Origin of the sequence: Vibrio sp. 2-1-2a (assembly GCF_032648565.1) — a bacterium.
GTDB classification, from domain to species: domain Bacteria; phylum Pseudomonadota; class Gammaproteobacteria; order Enterobacterales; family Vibrionaceae; genus Vibrio; species Vibrio diabolicus.
Genome location: NZ_WBOH01000009.1, coordinates 14,711 through 27,872, shown reverse-complemented (window position 1 = coordinate 27,872; position 13,162 = coordinate 14,711). Strand labels below are relative to the sequence as shown.

At 45.8% G+C, this 13,162-nt stretch carries 11 protein-coding genes; 6 read left to right on the top strand and 5 right to left on the bottom strand.

The annotated features are described in order from the left end of the window. Positions 1–9 precede the first annotated feature (9 nt). A complete protein-coding gene (locus tag F7Y48_RS19650) occupies positions 10–384 on the bottom strand; it encodes a hypothetical protein (RefSeq protein ID WP_258459452.1) in 375 nt (124 codons plus the stop codon). 546 nt (positions 385–930) lie between these two features. Between F7Y48_RS19650 and F7Y48_RS19645 the strand changes: the two genes are divergently transcribed. From F7Y48_RS19645 to F7Y48_RS19620, 6 genes are all read left to right on the top strand, one after another. After that, positions 931–3,885, top strand: a complete 2,955-nt coding sequence (locus tag F7Y48_RS19645) for an ExeM/NucH family extracellular endonuclease (RefSeq protein WP_316685305.1) — start codon at positions 931–933, stop codon at positions 3,883–3,885. 175 nt (positions 3,886–4,060) lie between these two features. Then, positions 4,061–4,648 carry an aminodeoxychorismate/anthranilate synthase component II gene (locus tag F7Y48_RS19640; RefSeq protein WP_048626693.1) on the top strand — a complete coding sequence of 196 codons (588 nt, stop codon included), beginning with the start codon at positions 4,061–4,063 and terminating at the stop codon, positions 4,646–4,648. Between the two features lie 361 nt (positions 4,649–5,009). Next, the gene (locus tag F7Y48_RS19635; protein WP_005397689.1) at positions 5,010–6,221 is read left to right on the top strand and encodes an aspartate aminotransferase family protein; all 1,212 of its coding nucleotides are present in this window, start codon (positions 5,010–5,012) and stop codon (positions 6,219–6,221) included. A gap of 109 nt (positions 6,222–6,330) precedes the next feature. Beyond that, positions 6,331–7,350, top strand: a complete 1,020-nt coding sequence (gene astA, locus F7Y48_RS19630; RefSeq protein ID WP_005397686.1) for an arginine N-succinyltransferase — start codon at positions 6,331–6,333, stop codon at positions 7,348–7,350. A 28-nt stretch (positions 7,351–7,378) separates the two neighbouring features. Then, positions 7,379–8,836 (top strand): succinylglutamate-semialdehyde dehydrogenase, encoded by a 1,458-nt coding sequence (gene astD / locus F7Y48_RS19625; RefSeq protein ID WP_005397684.1) that lies wholly within the window; start codon positions 7,379–7,381, stop codon positions 8,834–8,836. A 249-nt stretch (positions 8,837–9,085) separates the two neighbouring features. After that, a complete protein-coding gene (locus tag F7Y48_RS19620) occupies positions 9,086–9,877 on the top strand; it encodes a DUF1338 domain-containing protein (RefSeq protein ID WP_005397681.1) in 792 nt (263 codons plus the stop codon). A gap of 145 nt (positions 9,878–10,022) precedes the next feature. Here F7Y48_RS19620 and crp read toward each other — a convergent pair whose 3' ends face one another. From crp to F7Y48_RS19600, 4 genes are all read right to left on the bottom strand, one after another. Beyond that, positions 10,023–10,655: a cAMP-activated global transcriptional regulator CRP gene (gene crp / locus F7Y48_RS19615; protein WP_005381432.1), complete on the bottom strand. Its 633-nt coding sequence runs from the start codon at positions 10,653–10,655 to the stop codon at positions 10,023–10,025. Positions 10,656–10,895: 240 nt separating this feature from the next. Next, positions 10,896–11,765: a phosphoribulokinase gene (locus tag F7Y48_RS19610; RefSeq protein WP_005397679.1), complete on the bottom strand. Its 870-nt coding sequence runs from the start codon at positions 11,763–11,765 to the stop codon at positions 10,896–10,898. Positions 11,766–11,889: 124 nt separating this feature from the next. Further along, positions 11,890–12,102 (bottom strand): YheU family protein, encoded by a 213-nt coding sequence (locus F7Y48_RS19605; protein WP_005397677.1) that lies wholly within the window; start codon positions 12,100–12,102, stop codon positions 11,890–11,892. 33 nt (positions 12,103–12,135) lie between these two features. After that, on the bottom strand, positions 12,136–13,143 hold the full coding sequence (locus F7Y48_RS19600; RefSeq protein WP_046874535.1) for a hydrolase: 1,008 nt from the start codon (positions 13,141–13,143) through the stop codon (positions 12,136–12,138). Between the last annotated feature and the right edge of the window lie 19 nt (positions 13,144–13,162).

Below are 13,162 nucleotides of genomic sequence, written 5' to 3'. Positions count from 1 at the left end.
TTATGCTTTTTACTGGAATGGCGTGTCTTTCATGCAACGTTCCATATCGTAATATTCAACACGTCCTCGAGCACCTAAAAAGGAGGACTTCACCACCATGCCTCTATCAATGAAGTAACTGAGCTGCACGCATGATATATCGTAGCTAAGTTCTTTAATTCTCGCTGGGATCCAGTAGGTTCCTGGTGTTCTTAGACGCTGGGTAAAAGTAATAACACCCTCGTCACTGACTTCTAACTCTTCAATTCCATCCAGCTCATTTTTGGCTGATTCGATGATGTTTTGATTCGCGGTAGGTTGAAGTGGCTCACTGGCGGTCAATTGACATCCCGTTATCAAGCCAAGTAAGAAGAGAGCTAGCGCACTGCGTTGAATTTTTTTCATTTATCGTTCCTGGGTTTACAGCTAATGAGATCTTAATGTCTCGCGCAGGTGTTATATATTTTGTGTATGAATTTGGCTAGTGAATAAGGAGAAGTTATTGAGCAAATGATGAAAATTTTGAAGTATGAGGGTCATGCGTAAGAAAAAGTCGAGCGAATAATAGGTGACTTAAGTTTAGACATGGCTATAAAAATGAAAATCAAAGCTTTCTAAATTAGTGATTAATTATATTTTCATTTATAACAAAGTGAGCTTGGTTAATAAGCCACTTCACGAGCGATGTATTTTCTACTCCTTAACATGAAGTGAAAAAATAAACTGAGTAATTAATCTAAATTTTGATTTATTTATCAATAGTGTTCTGTATTTATTACAAAAAATGTTTGAATGGGATGTTCTGGCATATTTTCTTACATTCACATGTGATTCATTTCACGGCTTTAATTGCTCATTCTTATTTATTTCATAAATAAACCTGATAGTAGACGCAAATGGTAGGCTCTGATCAGAGCTAAGTTTGCATTTACATAAATATCAGGTATGACAATGGACACGTTAATCAAACCCTCAATACTCGCACTAACCATCGCCAGTGCACTTAGCGCAAACGCGAACGCAGAGATTATTATTTCCCAGTATGTGGAAGGCGGCGCTTATAATAAAGCGGTCGAGATCGCCAATACAGGTGATACTGCGGTGACACTCACAGGCTATGAATTAGCAAAATCTTCGAATGGTGGCGGCTCGTGGGGCAGCACTCTTGATCTTAGTGACGTAACGTTACAAGCGAAGCAAGTGTATGTGCTTGCTCATGGCGATGCGAGCGAAGCAATAAAGGCGGTTGCGGATGACACTGATAAAAATGTAGCGAACTTTAACGGCGACGATCCGTTGGCACTTCTTAAAGATGGGGAAGTGCACGATATATTAGGTGTGATGGGGGACGTGGATTTCGCTAAAGACACCACGTTAGTTCGTAACAGTGATGCGCTTACACCTTCAACTACCTACCAATCCACTCAGTGGACAGCCTTACCTAAAGATAATATTGATGGTTTAGGGGAATTAAATACAACTGAGCCACCTGCGCCATTTGCTTGTGAAGTAGATGGACAAGAACCAGCCTTTACCACCATCCAAGAGATTCAAGGTGAAGGTGCTTCTTCTCCATTTATTGATGGTTACCCTTACATCACGACCGAAGATCACTTCGTAACTGGTGTGGTCAGTGCGGTAACAACAGGCTTAACTAAAGGCTTCTACCTGCAAGCACTTGAGAATGATGGCAACGACAAGACATCTGAAGGTTTGTTTATTCACACCGATGTTGCAGATACAGAGCTGAAAGCTGGTGATGTTGTTTGTGTGAAAGGGAAAGTACAAGAGTACTACAGCAACACTCAGCTTTCTTCTGATGCAAACAGTTATGTAAAAACAGGCACATCAAACGCCTCTTTGGTTACTCCGTTAACGATTAAGGAAGGGGAAACACTACGTGATGCACTAGAGCGTCATGAAGGTATGCAAGTTGAGCTCAGCTCGGCTAGCGAACTTTTCGTTACTCGTAACTTTTCTTACGATTATGACTCTCGACGCAACAACATGATGCTATCTCATGAAGCACCGTTGTTTAAGCCGACTCAATTGCATGCAGCAGAGAGTGACGCTGCGGTTGCCCTTGCCAAAGAGAATGCGGCCAACCGTATTTACTTGGAATCGGATAGCAAAGCGCCAAATGGTCAAATCCCATATTTCCCAACGTTTGCAAAAGATCTTGACCAAAATGGCTCTTCAGAGCAGCACATTCGCCTAGGCTCTCGTGTCGAAGGCCTGCAAGGTGTCGTGGCTTACAGCTACAACGAGTACCGCCTAATTGCGACCAATGAAGTTGATAGCAGCAACTTTGTCACGTCAGGTGATGACTTTGACGTTGCGCGTAAAGCGGCGCCAGCCATAGCCGATTCTGATTTACGAGTGGCGAGCTTTAACGTTCTTAACTACTTCACTTCGGTTGCTGACAGCGGGCATGACAACCCAACCGGGCAAAATCGTGGCGCAACAAACCTTGATGAGTTCTTGATCCAGCAAGCGAAAATCGTTTCAGCGATGAATAAGATGGACGCGGACATCATTGGCTTGATGGAAGTGGAAAACAACGGCTTTGGTGATGGTAGTGCTATCCAAAACTTGGTTGATGCTTTAAACGCTGAGATTGATGACGTGGAAGATCATTACACGTATGTCGAAATCGAAGAGCAAGATAAATACCAAGAGGAATACTTTGGCAGTGATGCGATAATGGTGGCGATCTTATATCGTGCTAACGCAGTAACACCAAAAGAAGCAGCAAAAGTCATTGTGACGCCAGAGCAACATATTGCAGAGAACACCATTACTCGTAAAGAGGGCACTGAAAGTAACCCTGCATACGACAAATATCAACGCCATAGCTTATTACAGACCTTCACAGTGAAAGAGACTGGCGAAGATCTTTCAGTGGTCGTGAACCACTTTAAATCGAAAGGTTCTGAATGTATTGAAGAGTGGATTGCTGGTGTAGAAGACTCTGAACCCGCGGATCTGCAAGGTAACTGCAACAACTTCCGTGTTTCTGCTGCGAAAGTCGTTGGTGAAGCGCTGAAAGATATTGATGGCGATGTGCTCGTCATGGGCGATTTGAACGCTTACGGCAAAGAAGATCCGTTACTTACCCTCACTGATTACTCACAAGAGAAATACGGCCGTGATATCTACACTGCCGCTTACACAACCATTGGTGGCGGTGAGCTTCAAGTAGAGAAAACCAAGATTGAAAAAGGTTACGGTCTGCACAATTTAAACACCTTGCTGCATGGCGCTGATACGTTCTCGTACACCTATTCAGGTGAGTTGGGGAACTTGGACCATGCATTGGCAAGCAGCAGTTTAGCGCAAAAAGTGGTGGCGATTGAAGATTGGCATATCAACTCTCTAGAAAGTAACTTGTTTGAATACAGCAGCAAATACACGGGTGACATGCCGAAGTACAAAGATGCGTTCTCAGCGTCTGATCATGATCCAGTGATTATTGCTATTGATTTGCCAGATGATGATATCGATTTACCGAAAGCGGGTGAAAACTTAGCGATTGATGTACGTCTACCACCAACTGCGGTTGCGGGCGATATTGTGACAGTGAACTTAACAGCATCCACACAAGCGGCCGCGACAAGCAGTGATGCAAAAGTTTACTCGGCTAGCCAAACCTTGACTCAAACTGACATTGACGCACGCAGCGTGAATATTGAGTTTGAACAAGCGCCAGAACAAGGTAATTACCAGTTAGAAGAGAAAGTGACAGACTCGACAGGCAACGTCGTTAAGTTTAGCTCTGTTCGTGATGTCTCAATGACGCAAACTGAAACGGGTGCAGAAGGTTCGAAGGACTCAGATGGTGGTTCGTTTGGTTTTGGCGCGCTACTCGCGATGCTTGGACTTGGCTTAGTACGTCGCCGCAACTAAGCCTTTATCTCCTAAAATACAGCTGTAAAGACCAAAGGCCAGCCGATGCTGGCCTTTTTATTGCACAAAGACTTGCCTTTCTAGTTTGGTGTTGCAAAATACCGCCCTTAATTGTCGCAAACCAGACAATCATCTCTTAAGTCTTGCCTAAACGGATTGGAGCAGCTGACACTCTATGTTGTTGATCATCGATAACTACGATTCTTTCACTTACAACCTCTACCAATACTTTTGCGAGCTTGGCGCTAGTGTAAAAGTCGTGCGTAACGATGAAATCGACATTCAAGGGATTGAAGCGTTGAACCCAACTCACTTGGTGATCTCACCTGGACCGTGTACGCCAAACGAGGCAGGTATCTCTCTACAAGCTATAGAATACTTCGCTGGTAAGCTTCCAATATTGGGTGTTTGCCTTGGTCATCAAGCGATAGCGCAAGCGTTTGGTGGGGAAGTCGTGCGCGCTCGACAAGTGATGCATGGGAAAACGTCACCTATTCGTCACAATGGTCGCAGTGTGTTTAAAAACCTGAATAACCCACTCACGGTAACCCGTTATCACTCTCTCGTGGTGAAAAACGGTACGTTACCCGATGTGTTTGAACTGACCGCATGGACTGAGCTGCCGGATGGAAGTATGGACGAAATCATGGGTTACCAACATAAAACCCTGCCAATTGATGCAGTGCAGTTTCACCCAGAATCGATCAAAACAGAGCAAGGTCACGAGTTGCTCGCGAACTTTTTAGCACGTAAAGCGATCTGATCGCGATCACTTTTCTTAACAAATCATTCATCTTTTTGCTGAGGTGAGTGGATTGCAAAACTATGCGGTTCATTCTGGCCTCTTTGTCTATTCATGTCTTTTTAAACCTTCTATCTCCTGTATTACATAACATTTATAAAAAATCGCTTCTCTATTTTACTTTCTTGATGCATAAATAGTCATAAGCAGTGATTAATGGAAGTTGCTTTCGAGAACGAAAAGAATAAATCACTATTGAAATGGTTAATTAAATGTAAATACAATGCCGCAATAGCTTAAATGCAAAACATTATTTGCTGGCAAAGAGAGCCGGTTAAATTCGCTTATCTGCTACGCATGCGGTATCAAGAAGGAATGTGCAATGACAACGGAAATTAAAGTAGAGCGCGGTTTATTCGATGAGGTAATGGTACCTTGCTATAACCCGATGGAAATGATCCCTGTTAAAGGTGAAGGTTCACGTGTTTGGGATCAGGAAGGTAATGAATACATCGACTTTGCTGGTGGTATTGCAGTGAGCTGTCTTGGCCATTGTCATCCAGTAATGGTAAACGCATTAACAGAGCAAGCTAACAAGCTGTGGCACTTAAGTAACGTGATGACGAACGAACCAGCACTTCGTCTGGCGAAAAAGCTAACAGAAGTGAGCTTTGCTGAGCGCGTATTCTTTGCTAACTCTGGCGCAGAAGCGAACGAAGCGGCACTTAAGCTGGCACGTCGTTACGCTGCTGACGTACATGGTGCTGAGAAATCAGAAATCATCGCATTCAAACAAGGTTTCCACGGTCGTACGTTCTTTACCGTAACGGTTGGTGGTCAAGCGGCTTACTCTGACGGTTTTGGTCCTAAGCCTGGTGACGTTACCCACTTACCTTACAATGATATCGAAGCACTACAGGCACACATGTCTGATCGCACATGTGCGGTGATGATGGAGCCACTACAAGGTGAAGGCGGTATCGTGCCACCAACGCCTGAGTTTGCTCAAGCAGTACGTGAGCTGTGTGACAAACACAACGCGCTACTGATCTTCGATGAAGTGCAAACCGGTAATGGTCGTACAGGTAACTTCTACGCTTACCAAGGTTTAGGTATTACACCTGATATTCTAAGCACCGCGAAATCACTCGGTGGCGGTTTCCCAATCGGTGCAATGCTGACTACTGCAAAATTAGCAGAGCACATGAAAGTCGGTACGCACGGTTCAACATACGGCGGTAACCCACTCGCGTGTGCTGTAGCAGAAGCAGTTGTGAACGAAGTTACTAAGCCTGAAGTGTTGGCTGGTGTGCTAGAACGCGAAGCGATGTTCCGCGAAGGTCTAGAGAAGATCAATGCTAAGTACAACATCTTCTCAGAAGTGCGCGGTCAAGGCCTATTGCTTGGCGCTGCACTGAATGAAGAATGGCAAGGCCGCGCACGTGATGTTCTCGTCGCTGCAGGCAAACAAGGTCTAATGGTATTGGTTGCGGGTGCCAATGTCGTACGTTTCACACCATCACTCGTTATCACACAACAAGAAATTGAAGAAGGCTTGGCGAAACTGGATAAAGCGATCGCGACTTTAGTTTAAGCGCGATATCAGTTTCAACGTCAACGCAGACACCCCCGTCAAGGATCTCTGATGGGGGAATTGTTCCTACAATATAGTTAGGATCTTCTTGCATCTGGAGGGAGTATTGATGCTAGTAGTTCGCCCTATCGCGATGTCGGATTATGACGCGCTGCACACTTGTGCGGTGGAGTCTGGTCACGGATTTACATCTCTACCGGTTAACGAAGAACTGTTAACCAATCGAATCAAACACTCAGAGTACAGCTTTGGTAAGCCAGATGTGGCAGAACCAGGTGATGAAGGCTACCTGATGGTCGGCTTTGACTCTGAAACGGGTGAGGTTGCGGGTACCACCGGAATCGAAGCATCTATCGGCTGGGATGTCCCATTTTACTCGTATCACATTAGTAAAGTGGTGCACTCGTCACCAAAGCTTGGCGTCAATAATGTCGTCAAACTGCTTACTTTTGGTAATAACTACACGGGTAACAGCGAAATTTGTACCTTGTTCTTGCGTGAGAAATTCCGCCAAGGTCTGAATGGTCGTCTAATGTCGAAGTGTCGTTTCCTCATGATGGCTGAGCACCCAGAGCGTTTCTCTGAAACGATCTTTGCGGAGATGCGTGGTGTTTCAGACGACGCAGGCAACTCGCCGTTCTGGCAATGGTTACAAGAGCATTTCTTCTCCATCGATTTCACGCTTGCAGATTACCTGACAGGTATCGGCAAGAAAGGCTTTATTGCTGACTTAATGCCGAAGCTGCCTATCTACATCAACCTGTTGAGTCCAGAAGCGCAAGCGGTCATTGGCCAAGTGCATGACAATACTCGCCCAGCATTAAAGCTGCTTGAGCGTGAAGGCTTCACTAACCGTGGCTACGTGGATATTTTCGATGCGGGTCCAACCGTTGAATGTGACTTACGCAATATTGAATCGGTACGTCACTCGTTCCGTGCGCAAGTGAAAATTGCACAACATAGCAGTACGCAAGACTTCTTGATGTGCAACTCATCGTTCGAAAACTTCCGCGCAGCAGTCACCAAAGCGGCGTATGACGCTGAAACACAAAGCGTCATGATCGCACCAGACGTTGCGGATGCACTTTTGGTTGAGGAAGGGGATTTTGTTCGCCTTCTTCCGCAGTAACAGACGACAGAATTTAAGGATAGAAACAATGACACATTGGATTGCAGGTGAATGGGTACAAGGTCAGGGTGAAGCATTTACGTCTCTGTCACCTTACAACCAAGAAGTGATCTGGCAAGGCAACGGTGCAACGGCAGAGCAGGTGAATCAAGCGGTATCTGCAGCGCGTGAAGCGTTTATTGACTGGAAAAAACGTCCATTTGCAGAGCGTGAGGCGATCGTGTTGGCTTTTGCTGAGAAAGTAAAAGAGAATAGCGAAAAAATCGCCGAAGTCATTGCCAAAGAAACTGGTAAGCCAATTTGGGAAACGCGCACTGAAGCAGCGGCAATGGCAGGTAAAATTGCAATCTCTATTCGTGCTTACCATGACCGCACCGGTGAGGCGAGCCGTGAAGCGGCGGGCAATCAAATTGTGTTGCGTCATCGCCCACTGGGCGTGATGGCGGTATTTGGGCCATATAACTTCCCTGGTCACCTACCAAATGGTCACATTGTGCCTGCGTTACTAGCGGGTAACACCGTTGTGTTCAAGCCATCCGAGCAAACGCCTTGGACTGGCGAGCTAGCTATGAAACTTTGGGAAGAAGCAGGTCTGCCGAAAGGCGTGATCAACCTTGTCCAAGGTGCGAAAGAAACCGGTATTGCGCTTGCTGATGCGAAAGGCATTGATGGTGTACTGTTCACGGGCAGCGCGAACACGGGGCATGTATTGCACCGTCAATTTGCGGGTCAACCAGGCAAGATGTTAGCACTAGAAATGGGTGGTAATAACCCGATGGTGATCTCTGATAAATACGGTGATTTGGATGCCACGGTGTACACCATCATCCAGTCAGCGTTTATCAGTGCTGGTCAACGTTGTACGTGTGCTCGTCGTTTGTACGTGCCATTGGGTGAGAAAGGTGATGCGCTCATCACGAAACTGGTTGAAGCGACGAAGAATATTCGCGTAGACCAACCATTTGCAGAGCCTGCGCCATTTATGGGGCCGCAAATCTCCGTTGCCGCAGCCAAGTTCATTCTCGATGCACAAGCGAACCTTCAATCACTTGGTGGTGAAAGCTTGATTGAAGCTAAAGCAGGAGAGGCGGCGTTTGTTTCTCCGGGCATTATTGATGTAACGAACATTGCTGAGCTACCAGATGAAGAGTACTTCGGTCCACTTCTGCAAGTGGTGCGTTACGAAGGGCTAGAAAAAGCCGTAGAACTGGCGAACGACACGCGCTTTGGTCTCTCTGCTGGTTTAGTTTCAACTGATGACCAAGAATGGGAATACTTCGTTGACCATATTCGTGCAGGGATCGTGAACCGTAACCGCCAGCTCACTGGTGCAAGTGGTGATGCGCCATTTGGTGGTCCTGGTGCGTCAGGTAACCTACGTCCAAGCGCTTATTACGCAGCAGACTACTGTGCGTACCCGATGGCATCAATGGAAGGTCAAGAGACTATCTTGCCTGCAACATTAAGCCCAGGTGTGGCGCTATAAGTTTTAATAACAGAGTCGCAACCATGTATTGCGGCTCACCTTGCCGGCGAATCATTTAGGTATGGGTTGTAGTGATCGTTGGCAGAACACGGAAAGTGAGCAAAGACTCGGAAAAGCGTGTTGACTGACTGGCATTTACCGTCACAGGTTGATGGCTGCTCGTTCATTATTCTGGACAACTTTTCGTTGTGAACGAGCAGTCAACTTCCGCGTACCTTTTAACTCTACATCTCGTAACAAGGAGTCATTATGACGCCCGATGTGTTATTTGAATCGCTATGGCAAGATTACATTCAACGTCTTTGCCCTTCTGCTGCGAAAGTACATCAGCTGCTTCAAGAAGATGAGCCTCTGATTAATGATCATATAGCTTTACGTACCTTCAATATTGCGCCTCTTGGTATCGAAACCTTAGCTAAACCATTTGTAGCCATTGGCTATCAGGCATGTGGTGACTACGTTTTCGAAAGTAAAAAGCTGGTTGCTAAACACTATGAGCACCCTGATCCGAAGCAACCTAAAGTCTTTATTAGTGAGCTAAAAGTTGAGGAGTGTTCACCTGAGCTGCAAGAGATTGTGAAAAAGCTGGTGGCACAAGTCGATGCAGGCAAGCTGAACGATAGCGCATTCTTACATGGTGGACGCTTGTGGGATTTAAGCTTTGCTGACTACCAAACGTTGGCTAAAGAAAGTGAGTATGCATCTTGGTTGGCTGCGCATGGTTACGGCGCAAACCACTTCACGGTGAGCGTTAACCAGCTCAATGAATACGAAGAAGTGAAGCAAGTAAACGATCACTTACGTACGGCCGGATTTACCATTAATGAAAACGGCGGGGAAGTGAAGGGCACTCCTGAGGTGCTGCTAGAACAATCATCGACCATGGCGGATAAAGTGGCGGTTCGCTTTAGCGAAGGCACTGAAATTATCCCTGGTGGCTTTTACGAGTTTGCTAAGCGCTACCCGATGGAAAACGGTGAGCTGTACCCAGGTTTTGTGGCGGCTTCAGCGGACAAAATCTTTGAAAGTACGAATGGCTAACTTTTAGGGTTAACCTTTCGGCTAACCAACTTGCTCATTAGTCTTTTGTTGCTCTGAGCTTAATGTGGTTACAAGACAAATAAAAAGCCACCAATGGCGACATTGGTGGCTTTTATAATTTTGTTCGCGTCACTCTGGTTTGAGATTAACGAGTACCGTAAACCACGATAGTTTTACCGTGCGCAGAGATTAAGTTCTGCTCTTCTAACATTTTCAAGATACGACCTACTGTCTCACGAGAACAGCCAACGATTTGACCGATTTCTTGACGAGTGATCTTGATTTGCATGCCGTCTGGGTGAGTCATTGCGTCTGGTTGTTTTGCAAGGTTCAGAAGCGTCTGAGCGATACGACCAGTTACGTCTAGGAACGCCAGGTCACCCACTTTTTGGCTAGTTACTTGAAGACGACGAGCCATCTGCGCAGAAAGGCGCATTAGGATGTCTGGGTTTACTTGGATAAGCTGACGGAATTTCTTGAAAGAAATTTCAGCAACTTCACAAGGAGATTTAGCACGAACCCAAGCTGTGCGCTCTTGGTCTTCCTCGAATAGACCAAGTTCACCAATAAAGTCTCCTTGGTTTAGGTAAGAAAGGATCATCTCCTTACCTTCTTCGTCTTTGATAAGAACCGCAACAGAACCTTTAACGATGTAGTACAAAGTTTCTGCCTTTTCGCCCGCGTGAATTAGCGTGCTCTTTGAAGGGTACTTATGAATATGACAGTGTGAAAGAAACCACTCTAATGTTGGGTCGGTTTGAGGTTTACCTAGAACCATAATATCTCACTTCCTCTGCAGGGTACGCTTGCGCTATCCATATTTTAGCTAAGCCTGAATTAGGCCTACTAGAATAAGAGCACTTTTTATATGCTGCAAGCTCTCTTGTGTTTCGGTAAGAAATAGTATCCTTTTTCGAAAACGATTTCTTGATTTTAATCGTGCCATGATTGAGATTTTGTAAGCAAAACTGTGCACATGATCACGGTATGAAAAGTAAACATCTTCGCAGGCAGGTTTTTAGCCAATTTTCCCTGTTTCGATGAGCTGTTGTAGGATAGGCCGAACTATGAGCTCCATTGCAAAGCTCATCTTACCGCCTGGCACGACAATCGTGTTGTGGCGTGACATGAATGAGCCATCAATCATAGCCAGGAGATATGGGAAGTCGACTTTCTTTATCCCACGCAAGCGAATCACGACAAAGCTCTCATCCAGGCTTGGGATACCTTTCGCGTTAAGTGGGTTGGAGGTATCGACCGTTGGGACGCGCTGAAAGTTAATATGAGTGCGAGAAAATTGTGGCGTGATGTAGTTAAGATAATCGTCCATCGAGCGCACGATAGAATCCATTACTGCTTCTCGTGAATGACCGCGGTCACGAGTATCACGCACAAACTTTTGGATCCACTCTAAGTTTACGATTGGTACCATACCAATCAAGAAATCCACATGTTGCGCGACATTAACATCGCCATCCACAACACCGCCGTGCAAGCCTTCATAGAAGAGAACGTCACTGTTCTCCGGTAAGTCCTGCCATGGTGTGAAGGTACCAGGCATTTGATTATAAGGTACGGCCTCGTCAAAGGTGTGTAGGTAGCGACGTACGCTGCCTGCGCCATCGTGACCATATTTACGGAAAAACTCTTCCAATCCTGGAAAGTCATTAGCTTGAGGGCCAAAGTAGCTAATGTGTCGACCTTGCTCGCGCGCTTTACGGATTTCTATATCCATTTCAGGGCGAGTAAAGCGATGGAAGCTGTCGCCTTCAACCCATGCGGGTTTAACGTTCATCATATTGAACATCTTACGGAAGGCTTCAGATGTAGTGGTCGTGCCGGCACCGGATGAACCAGTAACCGCAATAATTGGGTGTTTAGCTGACATGACAAACCTTGTCGAAAATTACTTACCTGTAATGTGCAGTAGGCTGCTACTGCACGGTCGATAACCCACTATAGCACGTAACAATGCCTTGTCATTGAGTGGGGTACGGTAAAATGTGAAGGGTCTAAAATTTTGTTTTTACCTGAATATCGACGGTTTCGTGCAGTTCAGAGAACACGATAACCGCTTCGCCTTTTTCTAATTGAGTTTTTACTTGATCCACTTTGTCTTGCAAAGAAACCTCGACGGTTCCGTAATCCGTGCCTTCACGTAAGACGAATTCACGAATTAAGTTTTCCAATGTTTCTGGCGCAATGTCTTGCCATGGAATGATCATAAATACCTCGAACTTTTATGATGAGCGGCTAGTTTACTGCTTTCGCTGCTTGGATACAGCAGAAAGGTAATCTGCGGCAATACTTTCGTAATACGCTGGCAGCGCTTCTTCCAACCAAAATTTCGGCTTGAGCGCTGAACCTGTAAGGAAACCAACATGCCCACCGTGCTCAAAGAGACGGTAATCAATATTATCTGGCAGAACAAATTTCGGGATCACATCGTCGGTCATGAATGGATCGTCTTTGGCGTGAATGATCAGTGTCGGTAGCGTGATCTGTTGTAATTTACTTAAGCCAGAACATTGATCGTAATAATCTTGTGCGTCTTTAAAACCGTGCAGTGGTGCCGTGATCAAATCATCGAATTCATACAATCGTGTGACACGTTTTATTGAGTTGTAGGACAAAGCGAGCTCGCCATGCAACAAGTGATGTTTTTGCAACGCGTTGCGTTTGAGCGAAGAGAGCAGGTAACGGCGATACACTTTCGAAAAGCCTTGTTCAATACGGTTCGCACACGCTGCTAGGTCTAAAGGCGCTGAGATAATGGTCGCCGCATTCAAAATGGGGTGGTCTTTGTATTGGGCTAAATAATTCGCCAACATGTTACCGCCAAGAGAAATACCGACCGCAACTTTGGGGTTATCAGGAAAGCGTTGCTCAAGGTGCTCTAAGAAGTGGCGGGCGTCAGTCACTTCACCAGAATGATAGGCGCGAGCTTTCTTGTTTGGCTTACCGCTACAACCGCGGAAATGCATCATCACCGACAGCCATCCGGATTGAGCAAATGCATTCATTAGGCCATTGGCGTAAGGGCTATAGAAGCAGCCTTCTAGTCCATGAAATAAAACAAAAATCGGCTTTTTTTGCGCAGGTTCTTGGGTTGGGTCCTCGCTCCATGCGAGATCGAGAAAATCGCCATCGGATGTATCGAGGGTTTGCCAAATCGGCGTAAACAACGCTTTTTTGCGAATAAAACGCGGTAAAAGCGTTTGAAGATGCGGGTTTTTGATCCCGGCTGCTGCGAAAAATTGTGTCATACCTAACTGCTCTTATGCG

What these genes read in the sequence shown, in the direction of transcription:
- F7Y48_RS19640 (WP_048626693.1), top strand. Translation starts at nt 4,061, where the DNA reads ATGTTGTTGATCATCGATAACTACGATTCTTTCACTTACAACCTCTAC.
- F7Y48_RS19645 (WP_316685305.1), top strand. Translation starts at nt 931, where the DNA reads ATGGACACGTTAATCAAACCCTCAATACTCGCACTAACCATCGCCAGT.
- F7Y48_RS19600 (WP_046874535.1), bottom strand. Translation starts at nt 13,143, where the DNA reads ATGACACAATTTTTCGCAGCAGCCGGGATCAAAAACCCGCATCTTCAA.
- F7Y48_RS19620 (WP_005397681.1), top strand. Translation starts at nt 9,086, where the DNA reads ATGACGCCCGATGTGTTATTTGAATCGCTATGGCAAGATTACATTCAA.
- F7Y48_RS19635 (WP_005397689.1), top strand. Translation starts at nt 5,010, where the DNA reads ATGACAACGGAAATTAAAGTAGAGCGCGGTTTATTCGATGAGGTAATG.
- crp (WP_005381432.1), bottom strand. Translation starts at nt 10,655, where the DNA reads ATGGTTCTAGGTAAACCTCAAACCGACCCAACATTAGAGTGGTTTCTT.
- F7Y48_RS19650 (WP_258459452.1), bottom strand. Translation starts at nt 384, where the DNA reads ATGAAAAAAATTCAACGCAGTGCGCTAGCTCTCTTCTTACTTGGCTTG.
- astA (WP_005397686.1), top strand. Translation starts at nt 6,331, where the DNA reads ATGCTAGTAGTTCGCCCTATCGCGATGTCGGATTATGACGCGCTGCAC.
- F7Y48_RS19610 (WP_005397679.1), bottom strand. Translation starts at nt 11,765, where the DNA reads ATGTCAGCTAAACACCCAATTATTGCGGTTACTGGTTCATCCGGTGCC.
- astD (WP_005397684.1), top strand. Translation starts at nt 7,379, where the DNA reads ATGACACATTGGATTGCAGGTGAATGGGTACAAGGTCAGGGTGAAGCA.
- F7Y48_RS19605 (WP_005397677.1), bottom strand. Translation starts at nt 12,102, where the DNA reads ATGATCATTCCATGGCAAGACATTGCGCCAGAAACATTGGAAAACTTA.